The following is a 17,183-nucleotide window of genomic DNA, read 5'->3' as shown; positions in this document are numbered from 1 at the left end:
ACCCGGAAAAACCTATGGTTTTTTACGCTTGTTCGCGTCTTTCCAGATAAAAAAACCAAACCCTACAAAAAACAGCACCATGAGGCCGACAGTCAGCACCCCGGCGAAAACCACATTATCGAAAAACATGACCGGCCTCCTGCTCTTGCCCTGTTGCGATGGGGCTAAGTTAACCAAGAAGTCGGGGGGAGAAATTGACGGGGATCAATGTCGCCCGCAACGGGGCGTAAAGAAGGGAAATAACTGACCTGAATCAACAGATTCTGGGCATTTCAGCGTTTTTTCGGTTTGTTTTTCGACTTTTTCTTCGCCTTGCCTAACGGCATGGCCTGCTCGAACGCCTGGCGCACGTCATTAAGGCGCTTGTCGTTGAGGTCATGGACCCGTTTGGCCCGTTCGGCATTCAGGTCGATCAGCTTGTCGTCACTCATGGCATGGCTTACGTGGTGGCTGGAGTACCTCAATAATGCGTCCTGGCCCGCCCGGGGGTCAAACCTCGACGTCCACCCACACCCCCTGGCGGGGCGCGTCCTCGATCAGCGGCGCAACCGGCACCGTGTTGTCGGCGTTGAGCTCATCACCAGGAATGGCCAGGTGCTGCTCGGGATCCTCGTCGGCTTCGCGCCGGCGTTTCTGCTGTTCCTGCTGGCGCCGTTGCTCCTCACGCAGCATCAGGGCCGATTGCTCGGCATCGCGGTGCTTGAGGTCGATGGTGCTTTCGTTGGAGCTCGGCTGCGCGGGCACCACCGGTGGAATATCGGGCTTTGGGCGCACGGGGTCGAGTTGCGACGTGACCGGCACAACACTCAAGGGCAAGATCGGTGGCAGCATAATGATGGGTCTCCTGTCAGCAGGCTGTCGGCTGCCGTGCCAGCGACTTGAGCCTGAGGTCTCCAACGTGTGACCCAGTCGTCAGTCAGCCGTGCCCCGCCACCCGTCGAATCGCCCTCTTTCATCCCTGCAAGCGGAGTAGTTTTTGTCAGAGTCCTTTGGCTAAGGGGCTTGTTCCGTTAGAATAGCCGGCTTTTTCACGGCGGGAGTCAGGCAGCATGGCGCAGCAGTATCAACCGGGGCAACGCTGGATTAGTGACAGCGAAGCAGAGCTGGGGTTAGGCACCGTTCTCGCACAGGACGGCCGCTTGTTGACCGTGCTCTATCCGGCCACTGGCGACACCCGCCAGTATGCGCTACGGAATGCGCCCCTCACTCGCGTGAGGTTTTCGCCGGGTGACACCATCACCCACTTCGAAGGCTGGAAAATGACCGTGCGCGAGGTCGACGATGTCGACGGCCTGCTGGTCTACCACGGCCTCAATGGGCAGAACGAACAGGTCACCCTGCCGGAAACCCAACTGTCGAACTTCATCCAGTTCCGCCTCGCCAGCGACCGTCTGTTCGCCGGGCAGATCGACCCGCTGGCCTGGTTCTCGCTGCGCTATCACACCCTGGAACACACCAGCCGCCAATTGCAGTCCTCGCTCTGGGGCCTGGGCGGCGTGCGGGCGCAGCCGATCGCACACCAATTGCACATTGCCCGGGAAGTCGCTGATCGTATCGCGCCACGGGTTCTGCTGGCCGACGAAGTAGGCCTGGGCAAGACCATCGAAGCCGGCCTGGTGATCCATCGCCAGTTGCTGTCCGGCCGCGCCAACCGCGTGCTGATCCTGGTCCCGGAGAACCTGCAGCACCAATGGCTGGTGGAAATGCGCCGGCGTTTCAACCTGCAGGTGGCGCTGTTCGACGAAGAACGTTTTATCGAAAGCGATGCCAGTAACCCGTTCGAAGACACCCAACTGGCGCTGGTAGCCCTGGAATGGCTGGTAGAAGACGAAAAGGCCCAGGACGCGCTGTTTGCCGCTGGCTGGGACTTGATGGTAGTCGACGAAGCGCACCACCTGGTCTGGCATGAAGAAAAGGCCAGCGCGGAGTACCAACTGGTCGAGCAACTGGCCGAGACTATTCCCGGCGTGCTGCTGCTGACCGCGACCCCGGAACAACTGGGCCAGGACAGCCACTTTGCGCGTCTGCGCCTGCTGGACCCGAACCGTTTCCACGACGTCAAAGCCTTCCGCGCCGAGAGCGAAAACTATCGCCCGGTGGCCGAAGCCGTCCAGGAACTGATGGACAAGGGCCGCCTTTCGCCGGCGGCGCACAAGACTATTCTGGGGTTCCTCGGCAACGAAGGCGAAGCCCTGCTGGCCGCCGTCAACGATGGCGACACCGAAGCCAGCGCGCGCCTGGTGCGTGAGCTGCTCGATCGCCACGGCACCGGCCGCGTGCTGTTCCGTAACACTCGCGCCGCCGTGCAAGGCTTCCCCGAGCGCAAGCTGCACGCCTACCCGCTGCCATGCCCGGACGAGTACCTGGAACTGCCGCTGGGCGAACAGGCCGAGCTGTACCCGGAAGTCAGCTTCCAGTCGCAGCCGGATATAGAAGAAGAACAGCGCTGGTGGCGCTTCGACCCGCGCGTCGAGTGGCTGATCGACCAGTTGAAAATGCTCAAGCGCACCAAGGTCCTGGTGATCTGCGCCCATGCCGAAACCGCCATGGACCTGGAAGACGCCCTGCGCGTGCGCTCCGGCATCCCGGCCACGGTGTTCCATGAGGGCATGAACATCCTCGAACGCGACCGCGCCGCCGCCTACTTTGCTGATGAAGAGTTCGGTGCCCAGGTGCTGATCTGTTCGGAAATCGGCAGCGAAGGCCGCAACTTCCAGTTCGCCCACCACCTGGTGCTGTTCGATCTGCCATCGCACCCGGACCTGCTGGAGCAACGTATCGGCCGTCTGGACCGGATCGGCCAGAAGCATGTGATCCAATTGCATGTGCCGTACCTGGAAACCAGCCCGCAAGAGCGGCTGTTCCAGTGGTACCACGAAGCCTTGAACGCCTTCCTTAATACCTGCCCGACCGGTAACGCCTTGCAGCACCAGTTCGGCCCGCGCCTGCTGCCGCTGCTGGAAAATGCCGACGACGGCGAATGGCAAGGCCTGATCGACGAAGCCCGCGGCGAGCGCGAGCGCCTGGAAGCCGATTTGCACACCGGCCGCGACCGCCTGCTGGAGCTCAATTCCGGTGGCGCCGGCGAAGGTGATGCGTTGGTTGAAGACATCCTGGAGCAAGACGATCAGTTCACCCTGCCGATCTACATGGAAACCCTGTTCGACGCATTTGGCATCGACAGCGAAGACCATTCGGAAAATGCACTGATCCTCAAGCCCAGCGAAAAAATGCTCGACGCCAGCTTCCCCCTGGGCGACGACGAAGGCGTAACCATCACCTACGACCGCAACCAGGCGCTGTCTCGCGAAGACATGCAGTTTATTACCTGGGAACACCCGATGGTCCAGGGCGGCATGGACCTGGTGCTGTCCGGCTCCATGGGCAACACCGCCGTGGCCTTGATCAAGAACAAGGCGCTCAAGCCGGGCACCGTGTTGCTCGAACTGCTCTACGTCAGCGAGGTGGTAGCGCCGCGTTCGCTGCAACTGGGGCGCTACCTGCCGCCGGCAGCACTGCGTTGCTTGCTCGATGCCAATGGCAATGACCTGTCGGGCCGGGTGTCCTTCACCACCCTGAACGACCAGTTGGAAAGCGTGCCACGGGCCAGCGCCAACAAATTCGTGCAGGCCCAGCGTGATCAGTTGACCCCACGGATCAATGCCGGCGAAGAGAAAATCGCCCCGCGCCACGCCGAACGTGTGGCGCAGGCGCAACGTCGCCTGGCGGCAGACACCGACGAAGAGCTGGCGCGCCTGACCGCCCTGCAAGCCGTCAACCCGACCGTGCGCGACAGCGAACTGGTCGCCCTGCGCCAACAACGCGAGCAAGGCCTGGCCATGCTCGACAAGGCGGCGCTGCGGCTGGAGGCGATTCGAGTGTTGGTCGCCGGCTGATCCTCGCCCTGTTGAACAAAAAGGCCCGCGCAATGCGGGCTTTTTTATTTGATCTGGCGGGCCTCATCGCAGTCTCAAGCAGGAACCACCGGACCAGGCACCGCCACCACCCCCAGCCCATCCTTCATCCGCTTGGCATCGCGCACAAAACACCGCGAAGCCTGGAACAGAAACAGCATGGTCAGGAACAGTGCCACCGGGATCAGGTACATGGCGTCATGCAGCCCCACCGCCTTGAACGCCTCGGTCATTTGCTCGGCACCCGCTGCGTACATCGCTGCATGGGCGAAGTGATCGGACAACGCCCCCACCACCACAGGGCCCATCCCGCCACCCAGCAGGTACAGGCCGGCAAAGAACAGCGCCATGGCCGTTGCCCGCAGGCGCGGTTCCACCACGTCCTGGATCGCCGTGTACACACAGGTATAGAAGTTATAAGCGAACAACCAGCCCACACTGAACACCGCGACAAACACCCCAATTTCGATACGCCCCGCATGCAGGGCCCAGGCCGTGCATACCGTGGAGACAATCAGGCTGAAAGCGGCAAACAGCAGCCGACCGTTGGCAATGCGCTGGTGAATCTTGTCCGCCACCAGCCCCCCCAAGGTCAGGCCGAACAACCCCGTCACGCCAACAATCACCCCGGTCGCCACGGCAGCTTCTTGCAGCGGCATCAGGAAGTAACGCTGCAGCATTGGCACCAGAAATGAGTTGCAGGCATAGGTCGCAAAATTGAAACACAACCCCGCCAGCACCAGCCACAGGAAGGTTGGCACTGCCAGCACGCGACGGATCGGCCGGTCGACCTTTTCCTGGGAAACTTGCACGGTTTCGGCGGCACCGCGCTTGGGCTCCTTGATGTAGAACATGAACACCGCGAGGATCAGCCCCGGGATCGCCGCAATAAAGAAGGGCGCGCGCCAGCTGTCGAACGCCTTGACCATCGCGCCGATGGTGAAAAATGCCAGCAACAGGCCCAGGGGCAAGCCCAGCATGAAAATCCCCATGGCCCGGGCGCGACGGTGGGCCGGGAACAGGTCGCCGATCAGCGAGTTGGCGGCCGGTGCATAACTGGCCTCGCCAATGCCGATCCCCATGCGCACCAGCAGGAAGGTCCAGAAACTGCCAACCATGCCGTTGACTGCCGTCAGCGCACTCCAACTCGCCAGGCCCCAGCCCATCAGCTTGCTGCGCGAACCGGTATCGGCCAGGCGCCCCAGGGGCAGGCCAGCAATGGCATAAACGATGGTGAATGCAGTGCCGATGATGCCGAGCTGGAAGTCACTGAGGTGCCATTCCATGCGGATCGGTTCGATGATGATCGCCGGGATGGTGCGATCGAAGAAGTTGAACAGGTTCGCCAGGAACAGCAGGAACAGAATGCGCCAGGCATTCGCCGCTTGGGTCGAGTTCTGCATGGGTCCGTCTCTTTATTGTTATAGAGGCTCGATGCCGACGCATCCTGCCCGGAACCTGCAATCTAGTCAGGCACAGCGCGGTTGTCTGTAATGATTCGTAAAGCTGATAGGGCGTAATTTCATCCAGGGCAGCAGGGTTTGCCCGGCAAAAAAATAAGCACGCGCCCCCCTTCCCAAGCGCCTTGGCAGGAATAGAATAGCGAGCCTTCCGCAGTTCCCCCTTACTTCTTATTGATGACGTGCCATGCCCGATGCCAGTCCGTGTCTGAATTGCGGTGCCTGCTGTTCACACTTTCGCGTGTCTTTCTTTTGGGGCGAATGCGCCTCATCAGGCGGTACCGTGCCCGATGAACTGGTGGTGCAGATCAACCCCAGCCGAGTGGCGATGATCGGCACCGACCGAAAACCGGCGCGTTGCTGCAGCCTGGAAGGCGAAGTGGGCAGCGCTACTCGTTGCTCGATCTATGAACAGCGTTCCAGCGTGTGCCGGGAGTTCGAGGCTTCATGGAGCCAGGGGGAAGCGAATGCCGACTGCGACGCGGCACGCGCCGCGTTCGGCCTGGCGCCGCTGGAGCAAGCGCCCTACGAGTACGAGTTGCCCATCAGCGCTTAGCACTATTGGCTATGGCCGGCATGCCAAAATCGAAGCAATCAAAATGCCATTACTGCTTGCGATTCCATTGAGCCTTCTATACTCGACTCCATAGGTCATCGCTGCGCGCCGTGACACGAGATGGCTCAAACGGGACATGCTATGGAATGGCTGGGTCTGCATTTTTTTACCGCCCTTCCCGAGAGCGGGCACTTATTGCTCAATTGCACCCATAACCCGTTCCTGGTGCTACTGGCGTACCTGGTTGCCTGCGCAGCGGGCTTCGGCACCCTGGACATGGCCGAGCGGGTCGGCCACGTTGACAACCTGACGGCACTACGCCGCTGGCGTTGGATCGGCGCCGGTTGCCTGGCTGGCGGCATCTGGTCGACTCACTTCATCAGCATGCTGGCATTCCAGGCGCCCATCGCCATCCATTACGAGCTGTTCATGACCTTTGCCTCATTGCTGATCGCAATGATCGCGTCGTTGTTCGCCATGAAAACCCTCAGTCACGCCCAACTGCGCTTGCCTCAGTATCTGGTGGCGTCCATCTGGATGGGCCTGGGCATCGCCCTGATGCATTACGTGGGCATGTCTGCCATGCGCTCCGAGGCCCAGGTGTATTTTTCCAGCGGGTTGTTCGGGTTGTCGGTGGCAATCGCCATCGGCGCCAGCCTGGCGGCCTTGTTGTTGTCCCGTTACCTGCGCAATGGCAGCGGAATGTTCCACCAACTGCTCAAGTACGCTGCCAGCCTGGTGCTGGGCGCCGGTATTATCAGCATGCACTTCACCGGCATGGCCGCCATGCAATTGCTGGTGCCCACGGGGGCCGTACCGTCATTGCCAATCGACAACAACCCGACGCAACTGGGCCTGTCGGTAGCCGTCATCACCTTGCTGGTGATTGGCAGTAGCATCAGCGCCGCCCTCGCCGACAAGAAACTGCAGCACAAGGAGCGCGACCTGCGTCGGGTCAATGCGTTGCTTAGCGAACTGGACCAGGCGCGGGCATCCCTGCAGCAAGTGGCCCACTTCGATGCCTTGACCAGCCTGCTCAATCGCCGGGGCTTCAACCAGATCTTTGCCGAAAAGCTCGCACAGAAAGCTCAGGTCGGGGGCATGCTGGCGGTCATCTTCCTCGACATCGACCACTTCAAGCGGATCAACGACAGCCTGGGCCATGATGCCGGCGATGAGCTACTGACAGTCCTGGCCGGGCACATCAAGAGTTCGGTACGCAGCCATAACGATGTGGTGGCCCGGTTCGGCGGCGATGAGTTCTGCATCCTGATCAACATCCATCATCGCGACGAAGCGCGACACATGGCCTTGCGTATCATGCAGAAGATGAAAGAGCCCATCGAACTGGCCGGCCGGCGCATGGTGATGACCACCAGCATCGGTATCAGCGTGTTTCCCGAAGATGGCATCACCAGCGAGGAATTGTTGAAAACGGCGGACCTGGCGCTGTACCAATCCAAAGATGCTGGGCGTAACAGCCTGAACTTCTTCAGCTCCAACCTGAAAACCCGGGCCTCTCTTGAACTGCAGCTGGAAGAGGAACTGCGTAACGCGTTGCGTAACCAAAAAGAGCTGGTCCTGCACTACCAGCCAATCCTTGACCTGCGCAAAGGCAAGGTCACCCGGCTCGAAGCCCTGGTGCGCTGGCAACATCCGCAACATGGGCTGCTGGCACCCGAGCGGTTTATCAGTATTGCTGAAAACAACGGCCTGATCGCCGAGCTGGACAACTGGGTACTGCGCCAGGCCTGCGCCGACCTGGGCTGGCTGTCAGGCCAGGGCCACCCGGAGCTGACCATGGCCGTCAACTGTTCAGCCCTGAACCTGGCCCGTGACGAACTGGCGGATGAAATCGAATACGCCTTGCGCAGCAGCGGCATTGCGGCCAGTCGCCTGGAACTGGAAGTGACCGAAAATGCCTTGATGGGCAACATCAGCAGCACCCTGGTCCTGCTGCGGCAAATCCGCGCGCTGGGGGTTGCACTGTCCATCGACGACTTCGGCACCGGCTATTCTTCCCTTTCCTACCTCAAGCGCCTGCCCCTCAATACCTTGAAGATCGACCGCTCCTTTATCCAGGACATTCCCAAATCCACCAGCGATATGGAGATTGTCCAGGCGATCATCGCGATGGCCCACACCCTGCATCTGCAGGTCATCACCGAAGGGGTGGAGACCCCGCAACAACTGGAGCTTCTGATCAAGCATGGTTGCGACTACGTGCAGGGTTACCTTCTCAGTGCTGCGCTGCCGGCCAGTGAAGTCAGCGCCGCGATCATGGCGCTTGACCAGCACAACCCACTCTCCCCCTTGAGCCTGGCGGGTGGCAAAGACACATCATCGGTTGTACGCCCCATCCGCTGAAGCGCACAGGACTCGGCATATAGCCATCATTTTGATTAAAGAACGCCGACGAACGGCCGATTCATGGGAGTCCGGCGTCGCTTTTCCCTAGAAACACTAGGGTTAAGCCTGAGCGCCGAGGCCTAAACGCACTGTAAAAGTCGCGAACTCTCATTCGGTGATGGCTCTTTGATGCTTTCCAGCCATCCGTCCAGGCACATGGCGCACAATGACTTCTAAAAATAATTCTGTTACTGCGGTATCCGACGTGTTGCTGGCAGCTCCTGCGGAAAAACCCTCAGCTTCGAAGTCATTGAGCAGTCAACGTGCGCTGGCCACCCAGCAATACCTGTACTTCACCGAAACCAACACTGACCGGATCCTCGACAACCTCGACGGCCTGCGTGACATGGTGTTCCCGCGCCCACCGCACCTTGACGGTGACAACGAGTTGCGCAGTGAGCAGGCGTTTCCCTCGGTCTGCCTGATCGGCCTGGGACGCTGTGGGTCCAACATTGCCCTGGACGTAGCGGAGCTGGTGTACAACGCCCGCAAGTTCTACCTGAACGAGTTCAGTGCCGAAGACAAGTCTTACGTTGAAAAGGGCTACGGCCCGGCCCAATGGATCCGCAGCAACTTGCGCCTGGGCGCCAGCAAGGCCAGCAAGCCGGTGTTCCTGGTGGAACCCCTGGTGATGCTCGGTGACCTCGACAAAGATATCGCCGGGCGTATCCGGTTTTCCCGCAAGGGCGAAAAAAGCGGGTTCCTGCGCGACTACAGCAAGATGAAAATCATGGACCTGTCGGAAGTGCATGCCGGCGGCGCGGGTAACGCACCGATCCTCGGCCAGTACCTGGCCAAGATCATCCTCAACAAAGACACCCAGCGCTTTTCCAGCCCTGACTGGAAGATGATCCATTCGTACCTGATCGACTCCTGCGGGATCAAGGCCAACCAGTCGCGCCTGTACTTCTCGATCTTCAGCGCCGGCGGCGGCACCGGCTCGGGCATGGCCTCGGAGTTTGGCCTGGCCCAACAACACTCGTACATGAACAAGACCTTCGACACCAAGCCCGCCGACGAACACGACAGCAAGAGCGGCCATGCCTTTGTCTTCGAGCCGATCTTCACCAGCGGCATTTGCGTGCTGCCGAATATCTCCGATCACCGTAGCGAAATGTCCGAGGCGCTGCACATCAACGCCGGGCGGCTGCTGTGCAAATACCTTTCGGAGGAGTGGGACTTCTCGTACAACTTCGCCAATGAAGACAGTAGCGAGGCCAGCGTCAAAGGCCGCATTCGCCCCTGGAACGCCATGATGCTGATCTCCAACGACATCATGCGTTACGCCGAAGAAAGCGACGATGGCAACATCCAGAACATTGACGTCAATGCCATGGAGAAACACGCCAACCAGTACATCTCACAACAGATCTTCAATATTCTGACGGCTCAAGCGGTCACTACCGACTACGACCAGAACTATTTCCGCCGTGCCGGCATCGATATCGGTGAAACCATTCGTCTGGATGCCAACGACCTGTTCATGAGCCTGGCCGGGCCGGTGGCGATTGCCTACGCCGAATCCGTGGTCCCGGAAACCCCAGCACCATCGAATGACAAGTTCAAGGTGTTCGAAAAAGAACCACAACGCTTGAACATCGACGACCTGTTCTTCCGCTCCATCGACCTACCCCACTTCAACAAGGTGACCCAGGCGATCGAAGGTATCAGCCTGCTACCGATCGAATCCAAGCGTTATCGGGCGTCGCTGGAGCAATACAAGAACTCCGGCTACGACGCAGCGGCCCTGCATGACCTGCACTTCTTCAAGAACTGCTCGTCGGTGGTGTCCATCGTCTCGCTGCCCAAGGACTACAAACTGTCCTATATGGACCTGAACCGGCTCAAGACCCACCTCAACAGCCTGTTCCCCAACACCACCCTCAAACGCTACGCCCTGGTGATCGGCGCCTCGGCCAACCTGTCCCTGACCACCCTGATCGCCAAGAGCCCGTGCCTGTCGGATGATTTCCTGACGTTGATCGTGGCCTTTATCAAACGCTGCTTTGCCCGCAACCCGTACCGTTTCGACGAGACGCTGGACAACTCGATCCTGGATTTCATCATCCACGAAGACTTCGACGAGGACCGTATCGACGAGTTGCTCAACGAATTCGAGAACCCGGCGAAAATCCTCGATACCAACTGGTACGCGATCAAGCCGATGTATGAGAAGAAGTACCGCGAGCTGATCAACGACAAGGAGAAGTTTGTCTCGATCAACGACATTCGCCTGTCGCGTGATTGTGTGAAGAAGGCGATCAAGTACCTGCGCGAAATTTATCGTCACCGGATTGGCAAGACCAAGGTTATTTCCTTGAATAACCATACCGGGAAGACGGCCTAGACCGCGGCGCGGCCTTCGCGAGCAAGCCCGCTCCCAAACTCGACCGAGTTCCACCCTTGGAATGCGATCAACTGTGGGAGCGGGCTTGCTCGCGAAAGCAGTCTACCAGGCAACAAATATCCATAATCTTGCCACACCAAGAAACAATTCCCCGGGCCATTCGCAGCCCGCAAAACTGTTCCCATGACGTTTACGTCACCCTCGCCTGTGACCTTTCTTCACGGCCAGTTGCCATCATGGGGAAAGCGGTTACTCCGCTACACACTTCCCACCGGGAAAAACGCGCACCATTTAAGTGCAAACATTTAATTCGATGCCCTTTCCTGGATCAGAATCCACGGCGAAACCACCACCGCCCACAGGCTCGGATCACGCGCCACCAAGTCCAATGCCCGCGTCGCAGACACTTCGCCAAGGCTCCCCGAGGCCAGCCAGGCAGCCACTTTGTCACGGTTGTCCGCAGCCATTCCCTCGGCGGCTTCGATCAAATCCAGCCCAGCGTCGACCCACAATAGGGCACCCTTGGCAAAGAACGGTTCGAGTTCCTTCCAGGAAATTTCCGCGGTTTCGCCGAGCAGCTTGGCATAGAGGGTGCTAGGTTCTTGCGTCATGGGAACTCACCTGAGGAAAAAATCGGCGCAATCATACCGTCGAGACTTCCCTAGAAAAACCCAGTTGCAATTGAGGCACCGATTGAAAGTGTCAGGAACGCCAAGGATTGCCGAGACTCTGGCATTCACCCGCCGCAATTCTGTCTTTTTCTTTCACTTAAGCGACACCGTCGGCTTTTGCCCCCAGCTGCCAGCTTTTCAAGCGATCAACCGGCGCTCTACACTGTACCGGTACAGTTGCCAGGCCGCTGCCGGGGGATATCCGAGATATCTGATCCGGTTCTGCTGCCCACAAGGCCGCTAGAACTATAAAAAATACAACAGTAAGAGTGGAGCACTATGAATAAGGCTACTAAGCAGATTTCCAAACTGTTTGCCGCTATGGTCCTGGCTGGGGTTGCCGGCCATTCGTTCGCAGCTGACACCATCAAGATCGGTATTGCCGGCCCCAAGACCGGCCCAGTGACCCAGTATGGCGACATGCAGTTCATCGGTGCCAAGCAAGCCATCAAGGACATCAACGCCAAAGGCGGTGTCGACGGCAAGATGCTCGAAGCCAAGGAATACGACGACGCCTGCGACCCTAAACAAGCGGTTGCCGTAGCCAACAAAGTGGTCAACGACGGCGTCAAGTTCGTGGTCGGTCACCTCTGCTCCAGCTCCACTCAGCCAGCGTCCGATATCTATGAAGACGAAGGCGTGATCATGATCACCCCGGCTGCCACCAGCCCGGAAATCACTTCCCGTGGGTACAAGCTGGTCTTCCGTACCATCGGCCTGGACAGCGCCCAGGGCCCGGCGGCCGGCAACTACATCGCCGACCACGTCAAGCCGAAAGTCGTCGCAGTGCTGCACGACAAGCAACAATACGGTGAAGGCATCGCCACTGCGGTCAAGCAAACCCTCGAAAGCAAAGGTACCAAGGTTGCCGTCTTCGAAGGCCTGAACGCCGGCGACAAGGACTTCTCCTCGATCATCCAGAAGCTCAAGCAAGCCAACGTCGACTTCGTCTACTACGGCGGCTACCACCCAGAGCTGGGCCTGATCCTGCGCCAATCCCAGGAAAAAGGCCTGAAAGCCAAGTTCATGGGGCCGGAAGGCGTGGGTAACGACTCCATCTCGCAAATCGCCCAGGGTGCTGCCGAAGGTCTGCTGGTAACACTGCCGAAGTCGTTCGACGCTGAACCTGCCAACAAAGCCATCGTTGACGCGATCAAGGCCGACGGCAAGGACCCAAGCGGCCCGTTCGTATTCCCGGCCTACTCCGCCGTGCAGTTGATTGCCGACGGTGTCAAGGCTGCCGGCACCAGCGACGACGCAACGAAAGTCGCCGCAGCCATCCACGCGGGTACCTTCAAGACCCCAACCGGCGACCTGAGCTTCGATGCCAAGGGCGACCTGAAAGACTTCAAGTTCGTGGTCTACGAATGGCACTTCGGTAAACCAAAAACCGAAGTTTCCCCTCAGTAAGCCAGGCGTTACTGGACAACAAGCCCACTGTGCAAGCAGTGGGTTTTGTTTTACGAGGTTTATGGGCCACGCACCCGCGATCCGGGCGCTGGTTCACCTGAAAATCTTAAAACCGTCACCAGCGGTTCGCTGGCAAATGCTTTGTGCAAATGTGGTCACAGAACACAGCACCAAGCTGGAAGATGACTCCACCAGTGAAATGCGTATCGGGTTTTTAGGAGCGCTGTAATGCCTGAGATCTATCATTTTTTCCAACAGCTGGTTAATGGCCTGACCATTGGCAGCACCTATGCCTTGATAGCCATTGGCTACACAATGGTTTACGGCATCATTGGAATGATCAACTTCGCCCATGGCGAGGTGTACATGATTGGCTCCTACGTGGCCTTCATCGCCCTTGCCGGGCTGGCCATGATGGGTATCCACTCCCTGCCGCTGCTGATGACTGCCGCGTTCCTGGCGTCGATCGTCGTAACCAGTGCCTACGGCTACAGTATCGAACGCGTTGCATACCGCCCCTTGCGTGGCAGCAACCGTCTGATCCCGTTGATTTCGGCCATCGGCATGTCGATTTTCCTGCAGAACACCGTATTGCTGTCCCAGGACTCCAAGGACAAGTCCATTCCCAACCTGATCCCGGGAAGTATTTCCTTTGGCCCGGGCGGTGCAGAAGAAGTCCTGATTTCCTACATGCAGATCCTGGTCTTCGTCGTCACCCTGGTGGCGATGCTGGGCCTGACCCTGTTCATCTCCCGCTCCCGTCTGGGACGTGCCTGCCGGGCCTGTGCCGAAGACATCAAGATGGCCAACCTGTTGGGCATCAACACCAACAACATCATTGCCCTGACCTTCGTCATCGGTGCCGCACTGGCCGCCGTCGCCGCCGTGTTGCTGAGCATGCAGTATGGCGTGATCAACCCCAATGCCGGCTTCCTGGTGGGCCTCAAGGCCTTCACTGCAGCGGTATTGGGCGGCATCGGCAGCATTCCGGGCGCGATGCTCGGCGGGCTGGTGCTGGGTGTGGCCGAAGCCTTTGGCGCCGATATCTTCGGCGACCAGTACAAGGACGTGGTGGCATTCGGTCTATTGGTTCTGGTGCTGTTATTCCGGCCGACCGGCATCCTGGGCCGTCCGGAGGTTGAGAAAGTATGAGCAGATATCTTAAATCGGCGTTTTTCAGCGCCTTGCTGGTATGGGCCGTGGCCTTTCCGGTGCTCGGGCTCAAGTTGAGCATTGTCGGGATCAACCTTGAAGTCCACGGCACCGGGCCGGTAACACTGACCATCATTGCCCTGTGCTCGGTGCTGATGTTCCTGCGGGTGCTGTTCACCCAGCAGGTCGGTGCGCTGCTCAAGTCCAATCGTGGACCGCTGGTCTCGCCCAAGGTCAGCCAGTTCCTGACCCTGCCGCGCACCCAGCGCTACATCATCATCGGCCTGATCGTGGCCGCATTGATCTGGCCGTTCTTCGGCTCCCGTGGTGCGGTGGATATTGCCACCCTGATCCTGATCTACGTGCTGCTCGGCCTGGGCCTGAACATCGTGGTGGGCCTGGCCGGCCTGCTCGACCTGGGCTACGTGGGCTTCTACGCGGTGGGCGCCTACACCTACGCACTGCTCTCGCACTACCTGGGCTGGAGCTTCTGGATCTGCCTGCCGCTGGCTGGCATGGCGGCGGCGACGTTCGGTTTCCTGCTGGGCTTCCCGGTGTTGCGCCTGCGGGGCGACTACCTGGCCATCGTGACCCTGGGCTTCGGTGAGATCATCCGCCTGTTCCTGCGCAACCTCACCGACATCACGGGCGGCCCCAACGGCATCAGCAGCATTCCCAAGCCAACGTTCTTCGGCTTGTCGTTTGATCGCTCCGCCGCCGAGGGCATGCAGACATTCCACGAGTACTTCGGGATTGCCTACAACCCTGTGAGCAAGGTGGTGTTCCTGTACCTGGTCGCCTTGCTGCTGGCCCTGGCCGCGCTGTTCGTGATCAACCGCCTGCTGCGCATGCCCATCGGGCGTGCCTGGGAGGCGTTGCGTGAAGACGAAATCGCCTGCCGTGCACTGGGCCTGAATCCGACGATCATCAAGCTCTCCGCCTTCACCCTGGGTGCAGCGTTCGCCGGTTTTGCCGGTAGCTTCTTCGCCGCTCGCCAAGGCCTGGTGACACCGGAATCGTTCACCTTCATCGAGTCGGCAATCATCCTCGCCATCGTGGTACTGGGCGGCATGGGTTCGCAGTTGGGCGTGATCCTGGCGGCCATCGTGATGATCCTGCTGCCGGAACTGATGCGTGAGTTCAGCGAGTACCGCATGTTGATGTTCGGCGCCATGATGGTGCTGATGATGATCTGGCGCCCTCAAGGCCTGCTGCCCATGCAACGTCCACACATGGAGCTGCGCAAATGAGCCGCGAGATCCTGAAAGTCGAAAACCTGAGCATGCGCTTCGGCGGCTTGCTGGCGGTCAATGGCGTAGCCCTGACCGTGAAAGAAAAACAAGTGGTCGCGCTGATCGGCCCCAACGGTGCCGGCAAGACCACGGTGTTCAACTGCCTGACCGGTTTCTACAAGCCGGCCGGTGGCAGCATCCTGCTGGATGGCCAGCCGATCCAGGGCCTGGCCGGTCACGAGATCGCCCGCAAGGGCGTGGTGCGGACCTTCCAGAACGTGCGGTTGTTCAAGGACATGACAGCAGTGGAAAACCTGCTGATTGCCCAGCACCGGCACCTGAACACCAACTTCTTCGCAGGCCTGTTCAAGACCCCGGCGTTCCGCAAGAGCGAGCGCGAGGCCATGGAGTACGCCGCGTACTGGCTGGACAAGGTCAACCTCACCGAGTTTGCCAACCGGCCGGCCGGCACCCTGGCCTATGGTCAGCAACGTCGCCTGGAAATCGCCCGCTGCATGATGACCCGCCCGCGGATCCTGATGCTCGACGAACCGGCTGCGGGCCTCAACCCCAAGGAAACCGAAGACCTCAAGGCATTGATCGGTGTGCTGCGTGAAGAAAACAACGCCACCGTGCTACTGATCGAACACGACATGAAACTGGTCATGAGCATTTCCGACCATATCGTCGTGATCAACCAGGGCACGCCATTGGCCAACGGGACGCCGGAGCAGATCCGCGACAACCCGGAAGTGATCAAAGCCTATTTGGGGGAAGCGTAAATGCTGCAATTTGAAAACGTTTCCACTTTCTACGGCAAGATCCAGGCCCTGCACGACGTCAACGTGGAAGTGCGCCAGGGCGAGATCGTCACGCTGATCGGCGCCAACGGTGCCGGCAAGTCCACCTTGCTGATGACCCTGTGCGGTTCGCCCCAGGCTCACAGCGGCAGCATCCGCTACATGGGTGAGGAATTGGTGGGCCAGCACTCTGCGGCGATCATGCGCAAAAGCATTGCTGTGGTCCCGGAAGGCCGTCGGGTGTTCGCCCGCCTGACCGTTGAAGAGAACCTTGCCATGGGTGGGTTCTTTACCGACAAGGGCGACTATCAGGAGCAGATGGACAAGGTGCTGCACCTGTTCCCTCGGCTCAAGGAGCGTTTCAGCCAGCGCGGCGGCACCATGTCCGGTGGCGAGCAGCAAATGCTCGCCATCGGTCGCGCGCTGATGAGCAAGCCCAAGTTGCTGTTGTTGGACGAACCCTCCCTGGGCCTGGCACCGATCATCATCCAGCAGATCTTCGACATCATCGAACAACTGCGCAAGGACGGTGTGACGGTGTTTTTGGTGGAGCAGAACGCCAACCAGGCGTTGAAAATTGCCGACCGCGCCTATGTGCTGGAAAACGGCCGGGTGGTGATGCAGGGCAGCGGCGAGCAACTGCTGACCGATCCGAAAGTACGTGAGGCGTACCTGGGCGGCTAAAAACGGGGCAAAACTGTGGGAGCGGGCTTGCCCGCGATGGCGGTGTATCAGGGCCGGATGTATGGGCTGGCACACCTCTATCGCGAGCAAGCCCGCTCCCACAGTTGTTTTGTGTGACGCGTAGATCTGCGTTGTTTTAAGTTATTTTCGATCCACTTGTAACGATCCTCTCCCCCCTTTCTCTAGTGGGGTGAGCAAGCACAAACGCTTGCTTACCCACCCACTGCTGGAGAAATACCATGACCACCCGTTCACTGTCCGCCGCCACCCTCGTCCTGGCCCTGGGTTCCGCCTTGAGCCTGAATGCCCTGACTACTGCCGCCCATGCCGACGAGGCGAAGATGGAGAAATGCTTCGGCGTTGCCCTCAAAGGCAAGAACGACTGCGCGGCAGGCGCCGGCACCACCTGTGCAGGCACCTCGAAAACCGACTACCAGGCCAACGCCTGGAACCTGGTTCCAGAAGGCACCTGTATGAAGATGGAAAGCAAAACCTCGCCGACCGGCTTCGGCCAACTGGAAGCCTACAAAGCCAAGTCCTGAACCCTT

General features: G+C 59.5%; 15 protein-coding genes. 10 read left to right on the top strand and 5 right to left on the bottom strand.

Annotated elements, in window-relative coordinates; all coding sequences use genetic code 11:
• Nucleotides 1-12 precede the first annotated feature (12 nt).
• The 3 genes from ccoM to HZ99_RS23995 form a co-directional block, all read right to left on the bottom strand.
• Complete coding sequence (gene ccoM / locus HZ99_RS29455; protein WP_029297086.1) at nucleotides 13-129, bottom strand: cytochrome c oxidase subunit CcoM; 117 nt, start codon at nucleotides 127-129, stop codon at nucleotides 13-15.
• 143 nt (nucleotides 130-272) lie between these two features.
• Nucleotides 273-431, bottom strand: coding sequence for a hypothetical protein (locus tag HZ99_RS29055; RefSeq protein ID WP_181883202.1), 159 nt, complete (start codon nucleotides 429-431; stop codon nucleotides 273-275).
• Nucleotides 432-489: 58 nt separating this feature from the next.
• Nucleotides 490-831, bottom strand: a complete 342-nt coding sequence (locus HZ99_RS23995) for a hypothetical protein (protein ID WP_038446539.1) — start codon at nucleotides 829-831, stop codon at nucleotides 490-492.
• Between the two features lie 218 nt (nucleotides 832-1,049).
• Here HZ99_RS23995 and rapA point away from each other — a divergent pair, with 218 nt between their 5' ends.
• Nucleotides 1,050-3,896 (top strand): RNA polymerase-associated protein RapA, encoded by a 2,847-nt coding sequence (gene rapA, locus HZ99_RS23990; RefSeq protein ID WP_038446538.1) that lies wholly within the window; start codon nucleotides 1,050-1,052, stop codon nucleotides 3,894-3,896.
• Between the two features lie 74 nt (nucleotides 3,897-3,970).
• Here the strand turns inward: rapA and HZ99_RS23985 are convergent, their stop codons facing one another.
• A complete protein-coding gene (locus HZ99_RS23985) occupies nucleotides 3,971-5,317 on the bottom strand; it encodes a spinster family MFS transporter (protein ID WP_038446537.1) in 1,347 nt (448 codons plus the stop codon).
• A gap of 244 nt (nucleotides 5,318-5,561) precedes the next feature.
• On the opposite strand from HZ99_RS23985, the gene HZ99_RS23980 reads away from it, so the two are divergent.
• The 3 genes from HZ99_RS23980 (at nucleotide 5,562) to HZ99_RS23970 (ending at nucleotide 10,686) form a co-directional block, all read left to right on the top strand.
• Entirely contained in the window at nucleotides 5,562-5,930 is a 369-nt protein-coding gene (locus tag HZ99_RS23980; protein ID WP_038446536.1) for a YkgJ family cysteine cluster protein, read from the top strand.
• Between the two features lie 141 nt (nucleotides 5,931-6,071).
• Entirely contained in the window at nucleotides 6,072-8,297 is a 2,226-nt protein-coding gene (locus HZ99_RS23975) for a putative bifunctional diguanylate cyclase/phosphodiesterase (protein ID WP_038446534.1), read from the top strand.
• A 208-nt stretch (nucleotides 8,298-8,505) separates the two neighbouring features.
• Nucleotides 8,506-10,686 (top strand): hypothetical protein, encoded by a 2,181-nt coding sequence (locus HZ99_RS23970; RefSeq protein WP_038446533.1) that lies wholly within the window; start codon nucleotides 8,506-8,508, stop codon nucleotides 10,684-10,686.
• Between the two features lie 305 nt (nucleotides 10,687-10,991).
• On the opposite strand, the gene HZ99_RS23965 is transcribed toward HZ99_RS23970, so the two are convergent.
• Entirely contained in the window at nucleotides 10,992-11,297 is a 306-nt protein-coding gene (locus HZ99_RS23965) for a DUF2288 domain-containing protein (protein WP_038446531.1), read from the bottom strand.
• A 339-nt stretch (nucleotides 11,298-11,636) separates the two neighbouring features.
• Between HZ99_RS23965 and HZ99_RS23960 the strand changes: the two genes are divergently transcribed.
• The 6 genes from HZ99_RS23960 to HZ99_RS23935 all read left to right on the top strand — a co-directional run bounded on the left by HZ99_RS23960 (nucleotide 11,637) and on the right by HZ99_RS23935 (nucleotide 17,177).
• A complete protein-coding gene (locus tag HZ99_RS23960) occupies nucleotides 11,637-12,767 on the top strand; it encodes a branched-chain amino acid ABC transporter substrate-binding protein (protein WP_038446530.1) in 1,131 nt (376 codons plus the stop codon).
• Nucleotides 12,768-12,995: 228 nt separating this feature from the next.
• Nucleotides 12,996-13,919 carry a high-affinity branched-chain amino acid ABC transporter permease LivH gene (livH, locus tag HZ99_RS23955; RefSeq protein WP_038446529.1) on the top strand — a complete coding sequence of 308 codons (924 nt, stop codon included), beginning with the start codon at nucleotides 12,996-12,998 and terminating at the stop codon, nucleotides 13,917-13,919.
• A complete protein-coding gene (locus HZ99_RS23950; RefSeq protein WP_029297111.1) occupies nucleotides 13,916-15,169 on the top strand; it encodes a high-affinity branched-chain amino acid ABC transporter permease LivM in 1,254 nt (417 codons plus the stop codon). Before livH ends, HZ99_RS23950 begins: the two co-directional genes overlap by 4 nt.
• Entirely contained in the window at nucleotides 15,166-15,933 is a 768-nt protein-coding gene (gene livG, locus HZ99_RS23945) for a high-affinity branched-chain amino acid ABC transporter ATP-binding protein LivG (protein ID WP_038446527.1), read from the top strand. Before HZ99_RS23950 ends, livG begins: the two co-directional genes overlap by 4 nt.
• Nucleotides 15,934-16,635: an ABC transporter ATP-binding protein gene (locus HZ99_RS23940; RefSeq protein ID WP_029297115.1), complete on the top strand. Its 702-nt coding sequence runs from the start codon at nucleotides 15,934-15,936 to the stop codon at nucleotides 16,633-16,635.
• 239 nt (nucleotides 16,636-16,874) lie between these two features.
• Nucleotides 16,875-17,177, top strand: a complete 303-nt coding sequence (locus tag HZ99_RS23935) for a DUF2282 domain-containing protein (protein ID WP_038446526.1) — start codon at nucleotides 16,875-16,877, stop codon at nucleotides 17,175-17,177.
• Nucleotides 17,178-17,183: the final 6 nt, after the last annotated feature.

The organism is Pseudomonas fluorescens, assembly GCF_000730425.1.
In the GTDB taxonomy this organism is placed as follows: Bacteria; Pseudomonadota; Gammaproteobacteria; order Pseudomonadales; family Pseudomonadaceae; genus Aquipseudomonas; species Aquipseudomonas fluorescens_X.
This window is presented reverse-complemented; position numbering and strand designations above follow the sequence as displayed.

Coding starts and splice junctions, on each gene's coding strand:
- ccoM (WP_029297086.1), bottom strand. CDS start 129: ATGTTTTTCGATAATGTGGTTTTCGCCGGGGTGCTGACTGTCGGCCTC.
- HZ99_RS29055 (WP_181883202.1), bottom strand. CDS start 431: ATGAGTGACGACAAGCTGATCGACCTGAATGCCGAACGGGCCAAACGG.
- HZ99_RS23995 (WP_038446539.1), bottom strand. CDS start 831: ATGCTGCCACCGATCTTGCCCTTGAGTGTTGTGCCGGTCACGTCGCAA.
- rapA (WP_038446538.1), top strand. CDS start 1,050: ATGGCGCAGCAGTATCAACCGGGGCAACGCTGGATTAGTGACAGCGAA.
- HZ99_RS23985 (WP_038446537.1), bottom strand. CDS start 5,317: ATGCAGAACTCGACCCAAGCGGCGAATGCCTGGCGCATTCTGTTCCTG.
- HZ99_RS23980 (WP_038446536.1), top strand. CDS start 5,562: ATGCCCGATGCCAGTCCGTGTCTGAATTGCGGTGCCTGCTGTTCACAC.
- HZ99_RS23975 (WP_038446534.1), top strand. CDS start 6,072: ATGGAATGGCTGGGTCTGCATTTTTTTACCGCCCTTCCCGAGAGCGGG.
- HZ99_RS23970 (WP_038446533.1), top strand. CDS start 8,506: ATGACTTCTAAAAATAATTCTGTTACTGCGGTATCCGACGTGTTGCTG.
- HZ99_RS23965 (WP_038446531.1), bottom strand. CDS start 11,297: ATGACGCAAGAACCTAGCACCCTCTATGCCAAGCTGCTCGGCGAAACC.
- HZ99_RS23960 (WP_038446530.1), top strand. CDS start 11,637: ATGAATAAGGCTACTAAGCAGATTTCCAAACTGTTTGCCGCTATGGTC.
- livH (WP_038446529.1), top strand. CDS start 12,996: ATGCCTGAGATCTATCATTTTTTCCAACAGCTGGTTAATGGCCTGACC.
- HZ99_RS23950 (WP_029297111.1), top strand. CDS start 13,916: ATGAGCAGATATCTTAAATCGGCGTTTTTCAGCGCCTTGCTGGTATGG.
- livG (WP_038446527.1), top strand. CDS start 15,166: ATGAGCCGCGAGATCCTGAAAGTCGAAAACCTGAGCATGCGCTTCGGC.
- HZ99_RS23940 (WP_029297115.1), top strand. CDS start 15,934: ATGCTGCAATTTGAAAACGTTTCCACTTTCTACGGCAAGATCCAGGCC.
- HZ99_RS23935 (WP_038446526.1), top strand. CDS start 16,875: ATGACCACCCGTTCACTGTCCGCCGCCACCCTCGTCCTGGCCCTGGGT.